A 17,806-nucleotide genomic window follows, 5' to 3' on the forward strand; every position below is an offset into this window, starting at 1 on the left:
TTAATCTCCGGGGCGCTGTTGTTTAAGCGCAGCTTCGTAATTTTTGCGGGCTTCGTTCACCGTTGGCCGCACCGAAACTTCGGGCACGGCAACATCCCACCAATGACCACCGGCGTCGGTGCTTGGCAGGGGATCGGTATCAATGACAATGGCGTATGACCGGTCGGCCTTGCGGGCACGTTCCATCGCCGCTTCCAGTTCGCTGATCGACGATACCTTTTCGGCAATCGCCCCCATCGATCCGGCATGGGCGGTGAAATCAATCGCGGACGGCACCACATGGCGTGCGGTATCCAGAAGGTTGTTGAAACTTTCCCCACCCGTCGCCATCTGCAGCCGGTTGATGCAGCCAAAGCCACGGTTATCAAGGATCACGGTGATGATCTTGTGGCCCAGCATCACACTGGTCGCCAGTTCGGAATTCATCATCATGTATGACCCGTCACCGACCATCACGACGACCTCGCGGTCCGGCTGTGCCATCTTCACACCCAACCCACCGGCAATTTCATATCCCATGCAGGAAAAGCCGTATTCAACGTGATAACCGTTGGGTTTTGCCGCCTTCCAAAGCTTGTGCAGCTCGCCGGGCAGACCACCCGCCGCACAAACCACAATCGCATCGTCATCAACACTGCGCTGAACCGCACCAATCACCTGCGCATCGGTCGGAAGGGCATTGCCCGTCGGCGTTGCCGTTACCTTGTCCACCGCCGCAATCCAGCCGGATTTAAGGTTGGCATCAATCGCCGGTGCCCGGTAATCGCCCAACATCCCGCCGATTTCGGCAAGGGTGATTTTGGCATCGCCCGTTACCGCAATCGCATTATGTTTGGCCGCGTCATAGGCCGCGACATTGATCGATAGAATGCGCCGGTCCGGATGCTTGAAAAGGGCCCAGCTGCCGGTGGTAAAATCCTGCAACCTTGTCCCGACCGCAATGATCAGGTCGGCATTTTCGGCAATCGCATTGGCACTGCTCGCCCCCGTGACGCCAATGGAACCAAGGTTAAGCTCATCATCCCACGGCATGGCGGATTTACCCGCCTGCGTTTCCCCAACCGGAATATTGTGACGATGGGCGAACTCGGCCAGGGCATCGCAGGCCCCCGCGTAATGCACCCCACCGCCTGCAATGATCATCGGCTGCTTGGCGGCCTTGATCGCCGCCACCGCCGCGTCAAGCTGATCCAGATCGGCGCGCGGTCGCTTGGTTTTCCAGACTTTGACGTCAAAGAAACTTTCGGGCCAGTCATATGCCTCCGCCTGCACATCCTGACAGAATGCCAATGTCACCGGGCCGCAATCGGCCGGATCGGTCAGGGTCGCCATGGCGCGTGGCAGGGCGGTCAAAAGCTGCTCGGCGCGCATGATGCGGTCAAAATAACGGCTGACCGGCTTGAAACAATCATTGGCCGAAATCGTGCCATCGCCGAAATCCTCGACCTGCTGCAACACCGGATCGGGGGCGCGATTGGCAAACACATCACCGGGCACAAACAGAACCGGCAGGCGGTTGACATGCGCCAATGCGGCGGCCGTGACCATATTGGTCGCGCCGGGCCCGATCGATGTCGTGACCGTCATGGCACGTTTGCGGTTTGATGCCTTGGCATAGGCAATGGCGGCATGCGCCATGCCCTGTTCGTTATGGCCGCGCCAGGTCGGGAAATCATCGCCAATACCGTGCAATGCCTCGCCCATTCCGGCGACATTGCCATGACCGAAAATCGCCCAGCACCCGCCGAAAAACGGTACACCGTCTTCGTTCTGCTGTTTGCTCAGATACCGCACCATCGCCTGGGCGGCGGTTAATCGAACGGTTTTCATGCCGCTCCTCCCGATTTTTTGCGCGCCGCATCCCATGTGGTGCAAAGCGCGCGATATTTTTCCGCCATCTGTGTAACGGCTGTTTGATCGTCAATGTTACCCGCAAGCCAGTCGCGTGCAACCCCGGCAAAGATCGTCCGCCCGACGGCAAAGCCCTTGACCATGTCATGCTTGGCCGCAACTTCGAAACTTGCCACCAGCTCGGCTTCCGGCGCTTCAAGACCCAGAACGACGATGCCCCGGCAATAAGGATCATGGCGCGAAATCATGTCACAGGCATGACGCCATGCCGCGTCCGATTTCATTGGCTCCAGCTTCCACCAATCGGGATAAACCCCGATTTCATAAAACCGCTCGATGATTTTCGCCGTCGTCTGATCATCACAGGCCGCAACCTTTGACGGGATGATTTCCAACAGGAATTCCAACCGGTTGGCCCGTGCCCCATCCGCCAGTCGCTTGATGGTTTCTTCCTGATCTTCCTTCATCGCCGCGTCATCATCGGGGTGATAGAAACACAGCACCTTGACGACATGCTCGACCGGCCATTCGGCAAGCTTGCTGCCAATATCCGGGCCGATTTCCAACCGTAACGGACGCGATCCCGGCAATTCAACCGGCCGCCCGATCCAAAGCCCGGTGCCGGCCGCGGCATAAAGCGCATCGCGCCCCAGGCGCGGTTCGCACAGGATGCCATAACCCGATTTATCGCCCGCCACATCGCGCACCGAACGCAGGCAAAGCTCCTTGAACGGCCCGATCCGGTCGCGCGAAACGCCAACCTCATCGGCCAGGTCTTCAAGCTGCATGCGGTGATCAAATGCAAACACCCGCATTTCCGGCCAGTCACCCATCCGGTTGGTCGACCAATGGATCTGCTCCAGCTCCGCATCATGACGCAGCGACGGGTTCTTGATCCCCCGCTCAAAGAAGAACTGCAATTCTTCCCAGCTGGGATAGGCCGGCGTACAGCCATGACGCGACACGGCAAACGCGCCGCACGCATTGGCATATTTAAGCGACGTTTCCCAGTCCTGATCCGTCAGCCACCCCTTAAGCAGACCCGACATAAACCCATCACCCGCGCCCAGAACGTTAAACACCTCGACCGGGAAACCGGGGCCGGAAATCCCATCATCAAGGCTTGCACCGATCTTGCCGGTAAAGGCAACCGCCCCCATCGGCCCGCGTTTGCACACCAGTGTCGCGTTCGACGTAACCCGCACATTTTCAAGCGCCTCAAGCGTATCGGTCGTGCCACCGGCAATGTGAAATTCTTCCTCGGTCCCGACGATCAGGTCAAACAGATGCAGGGTTGCTTGCAGTTCCTTGGTCACCTTGTCCGATGCAATGAAGCGGTTTTCACCGTCCCCATGCCCCGACAATCCCCAAAGATTGGGCCGGTAATCAATATCAAGGGCCGTTTTGGCCCCGTTTTCCCGCGCCAGTTTCAATGCCTTCAGCACGGCCGCCCGGGTGCGCGGATGCGATAAATGCGTCCCCGTGACGGTGACGCACCGCGCATCGGCAATGAATTCGGGATCAATATCATCCTCGCACAGCGCCATATCGGCACAGTTTTCCCGATAGAAAATCAACGGAAACTGTTCCTGATCGCGCACGCCCAGAAGGACCAAAGCGGTCAGACGTTCCGGATCGGTGACAACACCACGGACATCGACACCCTCGGCCAGCAACTGTTCGCGGATGAAACGCCCCATGTGCTCGTCGCCCACCCGCGTGATCAGGGCCGATTTCAGGCCAAGCCTTGCGGTGCCACACGCCATATTGGTCGGTGATCCGCCGATATATTTGTTAAAGGATGCCATATCCTCAAGTCGGCCGCCGATCTGCGCCCCGTAAAGATCAACCGATGATCGTCCGATGGTAATGACATCAAGCTTTTTCATCAGATCGTCCCCCCAAGCGACCCTTCAAGCTCGGCCAGTTCCTGACCGCCCGCCATCAGATCCTGCAATTCTTCGGGTTTGATTTCGCCCCGCTTTGCCGTGCCATGTGTCTGGCCACGGTTCAGCACCGTGAAACGGTCGCCCACCGCCATGGCATGGCGCACGTTATGGGTAATGAAAATCACCCCGATGCCCGATTTCCGCACCCTATCAATGGTCGCAAGGACGTTTGACGTCTGCCGCACGCCAAGCGCCGATGTCGGTTCATCCAGAATAAGCACCTTGGCCCCGAAATAGACCGCACGCGCAATCGCCACCGTCTGCCGTTCGCCCCCCGAAAGGGTGCCGACGGCCTGTTCCGGCTCGCGCAGATTAATCCCCATGCGCGCCATTTCGTTCAGTGTGACGGAATTGGCGTGATCGAAATCGATCCATTTGAACGGGCCGAAACTTTTGCGCGGTTCACGCCCCATCCAGAAATTGCGCGTCACCGACATTAACGGGATCATCGCCAGATCCTGATAAACCGTGGCAATCCCGGCTTCCATGGCATCACGCGGGCTATCGAATGTGATTTCCCTGCCGCTGACCTTCATCGTGCCCTTGGTCGGTTTATGGACCCCCGACATGGTTTTGATAAAGGTCGACTTGCCCGCCCCGTTATCGCCCAGAAGACAATGGCATTCGCCTTCCATCACATCGAACGACACCCCGCCCAGCGCGATCACCGGACCAAAATGCTTTTCGATATTGTTCATTTCAATCAATGGCGTGCTCATCACCGTTCTCCCGTGATCATGCGGCGGATATAGGTGTTCATGATGACGGCAAGGATCAGGATACCGCCCAGGAACACACGGAACAGCGAACTTTCAGCCCCGGCAAAGAAAAGCCCCTGCTGAACCACACCGAAAATCAGCGCGCCAAGTGCTGCCCCGATGACCGATCCATATCCCCCGGTCAGAAGCGCCCCGCCGATCACCACACAGATGATCGCTTCAAATTCTTTCAAAAGTCCGCGGTCTGCTGCGGCCGAACCGAATTCCATCACCTGACAGGTGGCGAAAACCGTGGCACAGAACGCGGTAAACATGAACATCAGGATTTTGACCCGATTGACCGGCACCCCGACATAACGTGCGGCTTGCGCATCCCCGCCGGATGCAAAAATCCAGTTCCCAAACCGGGTTTTGGTCAAAAGCCAGTGCCCGAAAATCACCAGCACCACCGCCCAGACCACCAGCATCGGCAGGCCTTCGACAACCGGCTGCCCCTCGCGCGAACCGCGCGTAAAGGTATCAAGCAGGCCAAGATCGGCAAACCACTGGAACAGGTCCTTGAAAATCACGCCGCCAAACAGAAACGCCAGCGGATCGCCCTCTGCGGCTTCCTTGACCCCGCCAATAATCGTCTGGCGTGTGGTCAGGATGGATAACCAGATCGTCAAACCGCGCAGGATATAAAGAAATGCAAGGGTGACGATAAAGCTCGGCAATCCGGTCTTGATCACAAGGAACCCGTTTAACGCGCCAAGCCCGACACAAATGACAAAGGCCGCAATGATCGACAGCCACACCGGCCATCCCAGATGGACCGACAGGATGGCAATCACCACCCCGGCAAAACCGATCATCGATCCGACCGACAGATCAAATTCGCCGGCAATCATCAAAAGGCAGGCACCAACCGCAATAATGGCAAACTGCGCAGAAACCACGCCCCAGTTCTGCACCCCCTCGGGCGAGAACATGCCGCTATCGCCCGCGATCATGAAGAAGAATACAAAGACCAGGATCGTGCCACAAATAGCACCCAGTTCCGGTCGGATCATGGCACGTCGAAGGGTTGAGACTTGCTTGAGCCGCTCGTCCGTCATGACATCACTCTTTTATCTGGCAGGTGAGTTTTGCCAGGGGGCGGCACGCTGCCCACCCCCTGACGGGAGGAATGCTTAACGGAATTCGCCAGCGTATTTTTCAACAAGCGCGATATTGTCCTTGGTGATGAAACCGGGACCGGAATTGATGTTGCCGGACGGCAGAACACCATATCGTGCATAGTTGGTCAGGATAACGACCGGCAGATACCCCTGAAGGTAAGGCTGCTGATCAATGGCGAAATTGATCTCGCCCTTTTTGATCGCATCGGCAATTTCGCTTGAAAGATCGAACGTGCCAAACATGATCTGACCGGCCAGACCGGCATCGCGAACAGCGGCAAGCGTCGGATGGGCCGAATTCGGACCAAGGGTCAGGATCGCATCGACATCCGAATTGGTGTTCAGATAGGCCGCGACCTTGTTTTTGACTTCAGACGGATCCATGCCGCTATCGATCATCTGGCTGCCAAGCTCAACGCCAAGCGCATCGGCAAAGCCACGGCAACGTTCAACCGATGCCGGGTTGGTGATGTAATGGTTCACACAGACAAATGATTTCGCACCGGCGGCTGCGGCACGTTTGCCCGCCCCGAAACCGGCATCATATTCCGGCTGACCAACATGCATCAGCGCGCCAAGCTCGGCCGACTGTTCAACGGTGCCGGAATTGATTGTGATCACCGGAATACCGCGATCAACCGCATCCATGATCGGGCCTTTAAGCACGTTGAAATCGGCAATGGTGACAATGATGCCATCCGGGTTGGTAGCCGCTGCCTGCTCGACAATACGGGCCATATCGGCCAGATCGCCGGTCGGCGGGTTGCGGTAATCAACCGTGACTTCCATCTGGTCGCCTGCGACCTTGATGGCATTCTTGATGGTGTTCCACCAGCTGTCCGAGTCCGGTGCATGGCTGATCAGAACGAATTTTTCGTCTTCTGCCGAAGCAGTCCCGGTAAATCCGGCAAAGGCAATGGCAGCGGCCGCAATTGCGGTCAAAGTCTTCTTCATCGTTAGCCTCCCTAGTGGCTTTGAAACGGGGCCGCATTTTGCGCCCCGATGCGTCGACTGAATGTTCAGTGAGCGGTCCGGCCTGTGATTTCTTAAGGCGTCACTTTTTACCGGGCCTCGCTTCGGGGTCAGGTACCCCGAATTCGATGAATGGAATTTTTATTCCATTTTCATTTTGATGCAACAAATTTTTTCTATTCTCTTGCCCGATCCCGTTTTGCCCCAATCGCAACCGCCAACGAAATCGCCAGCGAAAGCGTGGCCGACAGCGCCCTGAACGCCCCCACATCAACTTCCGATACCGCAAGTGTCAGGGCGTCAATCCGCCGAAGCGGGCTGGTCATGGTATCGGTAATCGCGACAACCGGGTTGCCGAGTCCCCGTGCATAGGCCGCCAGATCGATGGTTTCCTGCGAATAGGGGGCAAAGGTAATGGCAATCATCACATCGCCCTTGCGAATGGCATGACGCGGGTTAAGCTTCCCCACCCCGTCATGCAAAACCGCCGGGATGTCCATCTTTTCAAACGCATAGGATAAATAACTCGCCACCGGGAATGCCCGCCGGAAGCCGACAATATGGATCATTGGGGCCGCGGCCAGCACATTGACCGCTTCCTCAAGCAATCCGGCATCAATCGACGACGCCAGATTTTCAAGCGACAGCCGCCCGGCCTCGACAAACTCCGCCAGAAGCGCACTGGGGCTATCGGCCCCGCTTGCCCGAAGATTTTCCAATCGCGTCGCGTAATCGGGCCATTTCTGGGCATAGGTTTCGCGAAACATTTTCTGCATTTCGGAAAAACCCGAAAAGCCCAGCAACTGGCAAAACCGCATGAAGGCGGATGGTTGCACCCCTGCCCCGGCGGACAGTTCGGCCACGGTTGAAACCGCAATACGGTCTGTATTCTGGGCGACAAATTCGGCGCATTGCCTCAATCTCTTGGGCATTGCCTCCGATATTTCAGCCAGCCGATGATTGAATTCTTCAAGCGAGACCGGCGCGGTTTGTTCCGTCATGGCGTACGGGTTTCCTGTTTTTGTTTTTGCTTGACGCTGGATGCATTCCATGATCATCCATTTTATAGAATAAAAATTCTATTTTGATACAGACAGGGAGTCCAGCGAAATGGCATCCATCGGTATTGGCCTTATCGGCACCGGTTTCATGGGCAAGGCGCATGCGCTTGCATTTGGCGCGGTTCGCGCCGTGATGGGCGATGTCCCTGATGTCCGTCTTGAACTGCTCTGTGATACCCCGGCGGACAAAGCCAGAACCATGGCCGATCAGTTCGGCTTTGCGCGTGCCACCGATGACTGGAAGGCCCTGATTGCCGATCCGGCGGTCGATACCGTGTCGATCACCACCCCCAATATGCTGCATTTTGACATGGCGCTGGCCGCAATTGCGGCGGGCAAGCATGTCTATTGCGAAAAGCCGCTGGCCCTGACGCTTGATCAGGCGCGTGCGATGCGCGATGCGGCGCGCAAGGCCGGGGTGAAAACCATGGTCGGCTATAATTACATCAAAAACCCCGCCTTTACCCATGCCTGCAAACTGGTGCGCGAGGGTGCGATTGGCGACATTGTGCATTTTCGCGGCTGGGTGGACGAGGATTATCAGGCCAACCCCGAACTCCCCTGGACCTGGCGCAGCACGATTGCCGATGCTGGTTTGGGCGCACTTGGCGATCTGGGATGTCATCTGGTTTCGATGACCTATGGCCTTGTTGGCCCAATCGACAGTCTGATTGCCGATATGCAGACGGTCCATGAAACCCGCCCGCTGGCCGATGGGGCGGGCCGGGCAAAGGTCGAAAACGAAGATACTGCAACCGCCCTTGTCCGCTTTGCCAATGGCGCACAGGGCAGCATTTCAACCTCCCGCTCCGCCTGGGGCCGCAAAAACCGGCTGGCATGGGAAGTCCACGGGACAAAGGGCATGCTGTGCTTTGATCAGGAACGGCTGAACGAATTGCAGCTTTACCGCAATGACGGCCCGACCGCCAAACAGGGCTTCACCACCATCCTGACCGGCCCGGAACATCCGCCTTATGGCAATTTCTGCCCGGCACCGGGTCATCAGCTTGGCTTTAACGACCTCAAGGTGATCGAAGCCGCCGCCCTTCTGCGCGCCATCCGCGACAATCACGCTGCCTATCCGGGCTTTGACGATGCCTTTGAATTCGAAAAAGTCATCCACGCGGTCGCCCTGTCGGCCCGCGAAGAACGGCGTGTAAAAATCGACGACCTTTAACGCATGGCATTATCGGAAGGGCCCAAGCGTCCGACTTATGTTCGGGCTTGCCCTTCCACTTGGCAAAAAGCACCAATATCCCCGCCCTCTGCTGTGCTTTTGATTTTGCTGGCATGGTTTCCATCCTTCTTTGGTGTGTCCCCCCCCAAACGGTCGGCGCTTCCAAAAGATGCCCTCTAAACAGCCAAGCAACATGCGCAAGACAGGCTGCAATTTGACCGTCAATACGCCACCGATAATGAAAAGGCCGGAACAGCACTTCTGCTATTCCGGCCTTCATCATTCAGGAGCCGACGGGAGGTCTCGGCTCCCTCACTGAACCACCGGCAATTCCTTGCGGTCGCCCTCAAGCGTCCATTCCATTGGATTAAGAGCACGGCCCTCGGCCGATACGACGCCGTTTTGATGGAACAACACCGTGCCATATTGCGCATCTTCGATACGATATGTGCCATCGGTATCAACATGAACATCAAGCGCATGGCTATTGGCAAATTTCGCCAAATCACCGGCATGTCCCAGTCGAACAACCCATATCCCATCACGCCCCGCAAGACGCAATTCATGCCCGGCCGACCCGCCCGTTTGCACAAGCTCCAAAGGTCCCGAAGCCGATATAAGCAACGCACCCTCGCCTGAACGTGCCGACGCCCGATGTCCATCGACATGCCATTCATCAAACGCCAATGTCGGGAACCATGCATGGGTAAAATCAGGTTGCGGTGCCACACCTTCAAACCGGACAATCGCAAGATCACGATATTGCTGAACGCGTGGAACACTTGCCGATCCGCCCCAGAAGGACGGGCGACCAAAACCGGATTGAACAATTTCGCCGGGATGGTTGATGAATATCTGTGCGCCCGGCTCGCGACCGATCCGCGCCTGAAGAAGCGTTTCCTGATATCCCCAGTCCCGCCAACGATAAAGGGCGGCACTTCCCATCGCGGTTTCACTGGTTTTGTAATGATACAATCGGCAAAACGCATTTTCGCCCTGCCAGAAAGTCCATTCCTGCGCGGTATCGCGTTTCTCCCAGCAGGCAATGTCGGCAAGATCAGGCAATTCAAGCCCATGATCACGCAACGCCAAAGCCATCTGGGCCAGGCAATTCACATGCGCCCCAAACTGCCCTTTGCCCCACAACAATCTGGCAAGACCGTTTAGTTCCAAAGTATCGGCGACGCAAAGTGAATGCTCGTAACTTCGGCCCTGCGCCCCGGTAATGACGCCGTGATGCGCCGAATTGGCAATCATGGTGATCAGTCGGGTAATGGCCCCAGATGCCCGTTTCCGAATGACTTCGTCGGGTGCAAGCGCAAACAGGGCCGCCAGCCCTTTAAGATCAATCGGGAAATAGGTTCCGGAATTGAATTCCGCCATTTCGGCCGCTTCGAAATGATCGAACCACGCCATCAGACGCTCAAAGCCCGCCTGTTTCTGTGCGATGCCATTGCGATCTGCGCGCCGAAAATGCGACTGCGGCAACAGGTTCCCGGCCAGATAGGCAGAAGTATGGAACAACAATGCATGGTTTTCCGAGAAATACCACTGAACATCGTTGCCCGGCTCATCCATCCAGTAACGGAATTCAAGAATAGCGGCATCGATACGCGCGACCAAAGATACCGGGAGCCGATCCGCAAACACAATGCGCGTCCACAAAAGCGGAACCAGCGCAAAGTCAGCACAGTCATAACACTGCTCAATCCCCGGCAAAGCCGTGTTGATGATTGCCTCGGCACGCGCCAACGCCACCTCATCCCCGACGGCCGCACAGGCAAGTGCGGTTTCGGTATCGGTTTCACCGTTCTTTGCAATCCATGCAAGGCTTTCGGCAATGCGCGTCTCAAGGTTTTCCGGTGCTGGCCCGGTTACAGAACGCCAACTGACTTCCGCACCAAGCCGCGCTTCGGATGCAAAATCGCCGCACTGGAACGCAAATCCGAAATACCGGTAATCTGCCGGAAAATCGTTCGACGATGCCAGACGCACGCGATCTGCCCCCGCGGGGATTTCAAACGTCACATCATCATGATCATGCGACATGAAATGACCGGCAACCCTGACCCGGCCGCGAACCTTGTCCGGAAACGGCACCGGCATGACAAGCCAGATATCATCACTGTCATAGAATTTACGATCAAGATGCATGGCATCAACAGCCGCCTCGACCGCAGATACGGCCTCAGGTTCCGCCGGAAAACAATTCCCCGCCTCTGCCTTCGGGCCGTCAATCCAGACAAGCGCAATACGGATAACCGCATCGCGCTCGCACAGATCTTCAAACTGGACGGCAACCTCGTTGTGGCCCTGTTTCAGATCGGCTTCAAACTCGACCTCGTCCATGGCGTTGCGGGTCGCGGGCGAAAGCCACGCAACCGCCCGCCCGTTCACATACACGCGCGCGGCCCCACAAATACCCAATCGCAACCGCGCAGGGCCTGCATCCATGGCATTGATCGCCGTTCTCGCCCAACCCTGAATATGGGTTGCCCGGAACCAGAACCCCGAAAGATCAAGAAACGGTGACCCGCCTGGCAAAATGTTACGCGCCATATGCCAATCGGGGAACGGCAGTTCGGCAATTTCTTTGCCACGACGTTCGGCAATATAGGCGGTCCGGCAGGGATAGGTATGCGGGATGAAATTCTTTTCCTTTGTCAGGAAAAAGGTTGAATCCATCTCGCCTTCCATCGGCATATCCGCCACATCATATGCCCGTTCTTCAAGCGACGTGACCTGCCAATAAGGAACGGATGCTCCGGATTTAAGCAGCATGACTTAACGCAGCTCCTTAATGGCAACCGGCGAAACATCGGTATATTCCTGATTTTCCCCGGTCATGCCCCACACAAAACCATACGGCCCGGTACCGGCCCCCATATGAATGGACCAGGCCGGCGACAGGACGACATCGCCATTTGCCACAACCAGATGGCGGGTATTATCCGGGCGCCCCATGAAATGCATAACCCGGTCTTCATCCGACAAATCGAAATAGCAATAGGCCTCCATGCGGCGCTCATGCAGGTGCGGCGGCATGGTGTTCCAGACCGAACCCTTCGCCGGATCGGTAATGCCCATCAGCAACAGACAGGATGGCGCGACCTCTGGATGAATATACATCGCCAGGGAACGGCGATTGCTTTTCTCGGCATCCCCCATCTCAAGGATTTTCGATTCCGCGCGCGTGATCAGACGCGTCGGCACTGAATGCCCCGCCGGGACCGAATTCATATAAAAACGTGCCGGGCTTTTGGCGTCATCACTGCCCAGCGAAACGGTTTCAGCACCACGGCCGATATAAAGAACATCGCGGTTTGCAAGCTCATAGCGCGTTCCGTCCACCTCGATCCAGCCCGCACCGCCAAGGTTTGCAATGCCCATTTCGCGCGCATCAAAGAACAGGTTCGTCCCGACATCTTTGCCATCGCCAAAGCCAAGCGCCTTTTCCCCCGGAACGGCACCACCAACAATCATCCGATCAAAATGAGTATACGCAAAGCTGATCTGACCCGGCACAAAGAGACGCTCGACCATAAAATTCTCGCGCAACTGGGTCGTATTCATTCCATCGATCTGATCGGGACCGGCACCATAGCGTTGTTCCATAGCCACGGGATATCTCCTAAGGATGTTCCTGCACGTTCAGCCACCGTTTGGATCGGTGACGCACTTTATAAATTCGCAGAAGCAGGAAGCTGGCTTCCTGTTCCGCACAGGAAAAAACATCACACCAAGAAATTTTTCGTGCAATATGTAAATAAATTCCACAAACTGGTGAGAATCAGGAAAGGGAAAAACATGGCAGTTAGCGGACGCACGAAGATAAGCGACATCGCCTCGCGTCTTGGGGTTTCTACGGCAACCGTATCACGCGCCCTAAGCGGCAATGGCTATGTCCGCGAACATCTCGCCTCCAGAATCCGGGCTGCGGCCATTGAAATGAACTACGCCGTTTCAAGCACCACTGCCGGGCAAAAGGTCCTGATTGTTTCCTCGCAAGAGGCCATGATCGATTTCAAACGCAGCCAGTTCACCATGTATGTTCTCGAAGGGGTTCGCGAACGCGCCGAAAGCCGGGACATCCGCATAGAATCTTACATCTATCAGCCCAATCAACGCTTCGAAGACCTCTACAACGCGGCACAGGCCCCGGATTTGATCGGTCTTTTGCTTGTTTCCGTCGATGATGCGACACTCGATTATGTGCGCGCCTCGGATATGCCTGCCGTCCTGGTCAATGGTGACGATCCGGAAATGCAGCTAAGCTCGGTCACGCCGTGCAATCGATCTGCGGCCTCCCTGGCGACCAAACATCTGATCAATCAGGGACACCGCCATATCCTGTTTCTCAATCGCCCCGGCAGGCGCACGATTCAGCGCCGCTTCGAAGGATGGCGCGACGCCATGGCCGAATATTACAATCCCGACTATGTGATCGATATCGACGACTGGACCGCCGAAGCCGCCAGCCAGCGCATTACCGAGGTCATAGAAAGCAACCTTTCTTTCAGCGCCATTGTCGCTGCTGGCGATATCCTGGCTGTCGGCGCTGTTTCCGCCCTGCAAGCCAAGGGCTACAACGTCCCGAAAGATGTTTCTGTGGTCGGCATTGATGGTCTGCCCCAGGGCCAATACATGTCACCTGCGCTGACATCGGTCAAAATTCCGATGCAGACAGTCGGCGCGCTGTCGCTGGATCTGCTGATTGAAACCTGCCGACTGACCAATGCCGATATTGAAATGCCCGCACGCCGGATTGAACTGGCGTGCGAGCTCATTAACCGCGAAAGCGTCGGCCCGCCACCGGCCAAACTACGCTGACAGACATGACCGGCCAAACGTGATCAGGGCGCCACAAACCGCCCTATCGCGCAAGCCAGCCACCATCAACATTCAAAATGGCACCTGAAACATAATCAGACGCGGGCGCGGCCAGATAAACCGCTGTTTCCGCAATATCATCAGGACGTCCCCAACGCCCGGCCGGAATACGTTCCAGAATGGCCGCAGACCGATCAGGATCATCACGCAACGCCTGTGTATTGCTTGTCGCGATATAGCCCGGCGCAATCGCATTCACATTGATACCGCGTGCCGTCCATTCATTTGCCAGAATACGGGTCAAACCGGCCACACCATGCTTGGATGTGGTGTAGGACGGAACCCGAATGCCCCCCTGAAACGATAAAAGCGACGCGATATTCACAATCTTGCCCTGCCCACCGCGCGCAAAAACCTCCTTGGCAAACGCCTGCGAGGTAAAGAACACCGCCTTGGCATTCACATCCATGACGGCGTCCCAATCTTCTTCGGCAAAATCGATGCAATCGGCGCGGCGGATAATCCCCGCATTATTGACCAGAATGTCGATATTGGCCCCTTCAAACAGGGCCGCCCCCGCCATCGGATCAGCAAAATCAACAATGACCTCGCTTGCGACACCACCCGCATCACCGATCATTGCAACCGTTTCGCCGCAGCTTCGCCGTCCTGCACAGACAACTTCCGCACCTGCGCGTGCCATGGCGACGGCAATAGCCTGCCCTATTCCGGCATTGGCACCGGTTACCAAAGCTTTTCGACCGCTCAGCGAGAACGCATTCATGATATAACTCCGCTTGGATAGGATTAGGTATGGGTGAACGTCACATCAGCCCAAGGAAACGCGGCAATGCCAACGTGATCCAGGGGACATAAGTGGTCAGAAGCAAGGCCGCCGATGTCGCAAAGAAGAACGGCAGGATCGGCCGCACCACCTGATCAATGCGCAGATTGGCAACCGCACACCCGACAAAAAGGACGCTCCCGACCGGTGGCGTCATCGATCCCACCCCAAGGTTAAAGATCATGATGATGCCCAAATGCACGGGATGAATGCCGATCTCGGTCGCAATCGGCAAAAAGATCGGGGTGAAAATCAACACTGCCGGCGTCAGATCCATGAAAAACCCGATGATCAGCAGACAGACATTCATCACCAGCAAAATCACAATGGGATTGTCAAAGGTCAGAATGGTCTCGGCAATGACATCGGGAATCCCGGCAATCGTCATGACATAGGACATGATGCCCGATGCCGCGATCAGAAACAGGATCGAACAACTCGTAACCGCCGACGATTTCAAAGCTTCCAGATATTCCTGCAAGCTTGCCATCCGGTACATCAACGACAGAACAAATGAATACAGCACGGCAACCGCCGCACCTTCTGTTGCGGTAAAAGCCCCGATCGCAATGCCACCAATGACCAGGATAATCATCAATAACGGCGGCAACGCCTGCCATGTCACATGCAGAATTTCCGACCAGCCGACACTACCTTCCGTGCGATAACCGCGACGCATGGCAAAAAAGGTAATGACCATCATAACCGACAGCCCCATCAGGATGCCCGGAAGATACCCGCCAAGAAACAGGGCCGAGATCGAAGTCCCGCCAGATACCAGCGAAAACAGGATTAAAGGTCCGCTTGGCGGGATCAGAATACCAGTTGGCGCCGATGCAATGTTGACCGCAGCCGAAAACGCGGGATCATACCCCTCCTTGCGCTGCAACGGCCCCATAACCCCACCAACGGCGGCCGCAGCAGCAATGGACGACCCGGAAATCGAGCCAAACAGCATATTGGCCAGCACATTGGTATGGGCCAATGCACCGGGCATACGCCCGCCCAGCAACTTCGCCAGATTGATCAGGCGGATTGCGATACCGCCCTTGTTCATGATGTTCCCCGCAAGTACAAAAAACGGGATAGCCAAAAGCGTAAAACTGTCGATGCCCGAAAACATCTTTTGGGCGCTGACGAAACTGATCACGCTTGATGGCAAATAGGCAAAGCCCGTCACAACCGACGAAACACCGATTGCAATCGAAATAGGCGTTCCAAGGGCAAGAAGGCCGAAAAACAGCGCAAACAGCACGATTGCCGCACCCGCAGGATCAAGCATGAAATCAATAATCACATCCATTTCAAACTGTCTCCTGCACTTCCTCAACCGGTGCCAGTTGGCCCAGACCGATCAGAATAATATTAAGGGCCTGCAACAGAATGATCAGGCCCGCCGACACCGGAACCGCAAGGTAAACCATCCCCATCGGGATCTGCATGATCGGCGAAAGCTGCGCCATTGCCGACATGCTCGCCCCCCAGCCACCGATCAGCATCGTAAAGCTGGCAAATGCGATGGAAATAAGCCCGTTCAGCATCGCCAGCCCTTTGCGCCACCACATCGGCCCCAGAAAAACCAGCAGATCAAGCGACAGATGTTTACGGCTGCCAAAACAGTAAGCCGACCCCAGAAGCGCCATCCAGATCATCGTAAATCGAAGCGTTTCTTCCGTGAACAAGGCAGGCGTTGCCAGCACATAGCGGGTGAAAACCTGCCACAGCATCAGGACCACCATGCAGCACAGCGTGATTGAAATAATCACCAGCAGCAGGCGCTCAATACCATGCTTGAGAGATTGCAACACTTCGCGTTTCCTCCGTCGAAGTTGCCTGGCGCAGACAGGCATTCTTTTTATTTCGATTATCCCCAGACCATGCGATGTGAAAACAATATCTGCAATCTGAAAATTATTTTCATAAACATTTCAGAACCGGGCTTACACGTTAAAGCAGGGTGATGCAACCGGCGCTGCGCAGCCAAACTGCGCTCCATCACATTCAAAAGATTACCAAACCCGGACAAATCTCTGACCTCAAAGATATTGGCGCGCAATCTGTCCCAAACGTGAATGCCGACGCCCCTTTCGCGCGGTTTCCTCATGTTTGCTTGGCCGCCCGCGAATGAAAATTTATTACATATGGAAATTTTATTTTCACAATGACAGTTTTATCCACATGTCATCGATGAAATGCGGTGACATTTTCGTCACCGCCAATCGGGCGGAAAAAAATCCAAGGGAGGAAAACAATGAAATATCAGAAACTTGCCTTGACCTTAACTGCAATCGCCACTCTTGCGGTCGGCCAGGCAGAGGCCAAAACACGTTTGACTCTGGCCAATTCGCTGTCGGCGGACCACCCGACCAGCACCGCCCTGCAACAATTTGCTGATGAAGTCAAAGAACGCACAGACGGCGAAGTTACCATTCAGCTGTTCTTAAATGCGGTTCTGGGGTCCGAGCGCGAAGTCCTCGAACAGCTTCAGAACGGTGCGGTTGACATGACCCGTGTGAGCGCAGGCAACCTCGAAAACTTTGACCCGGTATTCAAGGCATTCACCCTGCCTTATATCTTCAAGGGCGAAGACCATTTCTATCGCGTCATGACCGGACCGGTCGCAGACGAAGTCTATAACACCACAGAAGGCAGCGGCTTTGTCGGCCTGACCTTCTTCGACAGCGGCGCACGTTCGTTCTATACCACCGATAAACCGATCAATACGCCAGAAGACCTTGCTGGCCAGAAAATCCGGGTTCTGAACTCCAACAGCTCGATCCGCATGGTCGAAATGATGGGGGGCTCCCCGACACCGATGCCCTACGCCGAAATCTATACGGCCCTGCAAATGGGCGTGATTGATGGTGCGGAAAACAACGTCACGGCTTTGACCATCGGTCGTCACGGCGAAGTCGCCAAATTCTATTCGCAGGACGAACATCTTCGCATTCCGGACTTCCTGGTGATCTCCAACGCGGCGGCAAAAAAACTCACCGACGAACAGAACGCCATCGTCAAGGAAGCTGCTCTAAACGCGACTGAATCCTTCCGTGCGCTTTGGGATCAGGCCGTCAAGGATTCAACCGCCGAAGCAGAAAAGATGGGGGTGACCTTTGTCTCCCCGGATCAGGCCCCCTTCCGCGAAAAAGTCATGCCGCTGCTTGACGAGTATCGCAACGATCCGGATTTCGGCGGTCTTCTGACCCAGATTCTCGAAACCGAATAATTTTCCGCTCCGCGCCA

At 55.9% G+C, this 17,806-nt stretch carries 14 protein-coding genes; 3 read left to right on the forward strand and 11 right to left on the reverse strand.

Translation table 11 applies throughout. The features are described 5' to 3' along the window. The 6 genes from iolD to SMB34_RS20415 all read right to left on the reverse strand — a co-directional run bounded on the left by iolD (position 1) and on the right by SMB34_RS20415 (position 7,652). Entirely contained in the window at positions 1–1,830 is a 1,830-nt protein-coding gene (gene iolD, locus SMB34_RS20390; protein ID WP_037992768.1) for a 3D-(3,5/4)-trihydroxycyclohexane-1,2-dione acylhydrolase (decyclizing), read from the reverse strand. Then, positions 1,827–3,740 carry a bifunctional 5-dehydro-2-deoxygluconokinase/5-dehydro-2-deoxyphosphogluconate aldolase gene (locus SMB34_RS20395; RefSeq protein ID WP_037992771.1) on the reverse strand — a complete coding sequence of 638 codons (1,914 nt, stop codon included), beginning with the start codon at positions 3,738–3,740 and terminating at the stop codon, positions 1,827–1,829. The genes iolD and SMB34_RS20395 overlap by 4 nt, the downstream gene beginning before the upstream one ends. Then, positions 3,740–4,519, reverse strand: a complete 780-nt coding sequence (locus tag SMB34_RS20400; protein WP_037992773.1) for an ATP-binding cassette domain-containing protein — start codon at positions 4,517–4,519, stop codon at positions 3,740–3,742. Before SMB34_RS20400 ends, SMB34_RS20395 begins: the two co-directional genes overlap by 1 nt. Next, a complete protein-coding gene (locus SMB34_RS20405; RefSeq protein ID WP_007090674.1) occupies positions 4,519–5,616 on the reverse strand; it encodes an ABC transporter permease in 1,098 nt (365 codons plus the stop codon). The genes SMB34_RS20400 and SMB34_RS20405 overlap by 1 nt, the downstream gene beginning before the upstream one ends. 75 nt (positions 5,617–5,691) lie before the next feature. Further along, positions 5,692–6,633, reverse strand: a complete 942-nt coding sequence (locus SMB34_RS20410; protein ID WP_037992775.1) for a sugar ABC transporter substrate-binding protein — start codon at positions 6,631–6,633, stop codon at positions 5,692–5,694. 194 nt (positions 6,634–6,827) lie between these two features. Continuing rightward, entirely contained in the window at positions 6,828–7,652 is an 825-nt protein-coding gene (locus SMB34_RS20415; RefSeq protein WP_037992838.1) for a MurR/RpiR family transcriptional regulator, read from the reverse strand. Between the two features lie 109 nt (positions 7,653–7,761). On the opposite strand from SMB34_RS20415, the gene SMB34_RS20420 reads away from it, so the two are divergent. Then, on the forward strand, positions 7,762–8,889 hold the full coding sequence (locus SMB34_RS20420; protein ID WP_037992776.1) for a Gfo/Idh/MocA family protein: 1,128 nt from the start codon (positions 7,762–7,764) through the stop codon (positions 8,887–8,889). A 312-nt stretch (positions 8,890–9,201) separates the two neighbouring features. On the opposite strand, the gene SMB34_RS20425 is transcribed toward SMB34_RS20420, so the two are convergent. Both SMB34_RS20425 and kduI read right to left on the reverse strand, forming a co-directional pair. Then, complete coding sequence (locus SMB34_RS20425; protein ID WP_037992777.1) at positions 9,202–11,670, reverse strand: hypothetical protein; 2,469 nt, start codon at positions 11,668–11,670, stop codon at positions 9,202–9,204. A 3-nt stretch (positions 11,671–11,673) separates the two neighbouring features. Next, positions 11,674–12,504, reverse strand: coding sequence for a 5-dehydro-4-deoxy-D-glucuronate isomerase (gene kduI, locus SMB34_RS20430; RefSeq protein ID WP_037992780.1), 831 nt, complete (start codon positions 12,502–12,504; stop codon positions 11,674–11,676). Positions 12,505–12,696: 192 nt separating this feature from the next. Between kduI and SMB34_RS20435 the strand changes: the two genes are divergently transcribed. Next, positions 12,697–13,719 carry a LacI family DNA-binding transcriptional regulator gene (locus tag SMB34_RS20435; protein ID WP_037992782.1) on the forward strand — a complete coding sequence of 341 codons (1,023 nt, stop codon included), beginning with the start codon at positions 12,697–12,699 and terminating at the stop codon, positions 13,717–13,719. A 43-nt stretch (positions 13,720–13,762) separates the two neighbouring features. Here SMB34_RS20435 and kduD read toward each other — a convergent pair whose 3' ends face one another. The 3 genes from kduD to SMB34_RS20450 are packed head-to-tail and all read right to left on the reverse strand — an operon-like array spanning position 13,763 to position 16,371. Further along, a complete protein-coding gene (gene kduD, locus SMB34_RS20440) occupies positions 13,763–14,503 on the reverse strand; it encodes a 2-dehydro-3-deoxy-D-gluconate 5-dehydrogenase KduD (protein ID WP_205618077.1) in 741 nt (246 codons plus the stop codon). 40 nt (positions 14,504–14,543) lie between these two features. Next, a complete protein-coding gene (locus SMB34_RS20445) occupies positions 14,544–15,866 on the reverse strand; it encodes a TRAP transporter large permease (protein ID WP_240478891.1) in 1,323 nt (440 codons plus the stop codon). Between the two features lies 1 nt (position 15,867). Next, positions 15,868–16,371: a TRAP transporter small permease gene (locus SMB34_RS20450; RefSeq protein WP_063095523.1), complete on the reverse strand. Its 504-nt coding sequence runs from the start codon at positions 16,369–16,371 to the stop codon at positions 15,868–15,870. A 443-nt stretch (positions 16,372–16,814) separates the two neighbouring features. On the opposite strand from SMB34_RS20450, the gene SMB34_RS20460 reads away from it, so the two are divergent. Then, positions 16,815–17,789 carry a TRAP transporter substrate-binding protein gene (locus SMB34_RS20460; protein ID WP_037992789.1) on the forward strand — a complete coding sequence of 325 codons (975 nt, stop codon included), beginning with the start codon at positions 16,815–16,817 and terminating at the stop codon, positions 17,787–17,789. The last annotated feature ends 17 nt before the right edge of the window (positions 17,790–17,806 follow it).

This window comes from Thalassospira permensis NBRC 106175, from assembly GCF_000714555.1.
Lineage (GTDB): Bacteria > Pseudomonadota > Alphaproteobacteria > Rhodospirillales > Thalassospiraceae > Thalassospira > Thalassospira xiamenensis.

Coding starts and splice junctions, on each gene's coding strand:
- SMB34_RS20445 (WP_240478891.1), bottom strand. CDS start 15,866: ATGGATGTGATTATTGATTTCATGCTTGATCCTGCGGGTGCGGCAATC.
- SMB34_RS20415 (WP_037992838.1), bottom strand. CDS start 7,652: ATGACGGAACAAACCGCGCCGGTCTCGCTTGAAGAATTCAATCATCGG.
- iolD (WP_037992768.1), bottom strand. CDS start 1,830: ATGAAAACCGTTCGATTAACCGCCGCCCAGGCGATGGTGCGGTATCTG.
- kduD (WP_205618077.1), bottom strand. CDS start 14,503: ATGAATGCGTTCTCGCTGAGCGGTCGAAAAGCTTTGGTAACCGGTGCC.
- SMB34_RS20395 (WP_037992771.1), bottom strand. CDS start 3,740: ATGAAAAAGCTTGATGTCATTACCATCGGACGATCATCGGTTGATCTT.
- SMB34_RS20400 (WP_037992773.1), bottom strand. CDS start 4,519: ATGAGCACGCCATTGATTGAAATGAACAATATCGAAAAGCATTTTGGT.
- SMB34_RS20425 (WP_037992777.1), bottom strand. CDS start 11,670: ATGCTGCTTAAATCCGGAGCATCCGTTCCTTATTGGCAGGTCACGTCG.
- SMB34_RS20405 (WP_007090674.1), bottom strand. CDS start 5,616: ATGACGGACGAGCGGCTCAAGCAAGTCTCAACCCTTCGACGTGCCATG.
- SMB34_RS20435 (WP_037992782.1), top strand. CDS start 12,697: ATGGCAGTTAGCGGACGCACGAAGATAAGCGACATCGCCTCGCGTCTT.
- kduI (WP_037992780.1), bottom strand. CDS start 12,504: ATGGAACAACGCTATGGTGCCGGTCCCGATCAGATCGATGGAATGAAT.
- SMB34_RS20410 (WP_037992775.1), bottom strand. CDS start 6,633: ATGAAGAAGACTTTGACCGCAATTGCGGCCGCTGCCATTGCCTTTGCC.
- SMB34_RS20420 (WP_037992776.1), top strand. CDS start 7,762: ATGGCATCCATCGGTATTGGCCTTATCGGCACCGGTTTCATGGGCAAG.
- SMB34_RS20460 (WP_037992789.1), top strand. CDS start 16,815: ATGAAATATCAGAAACTTGCCTTGACCTTAACTGCAATCGCCACTCTT.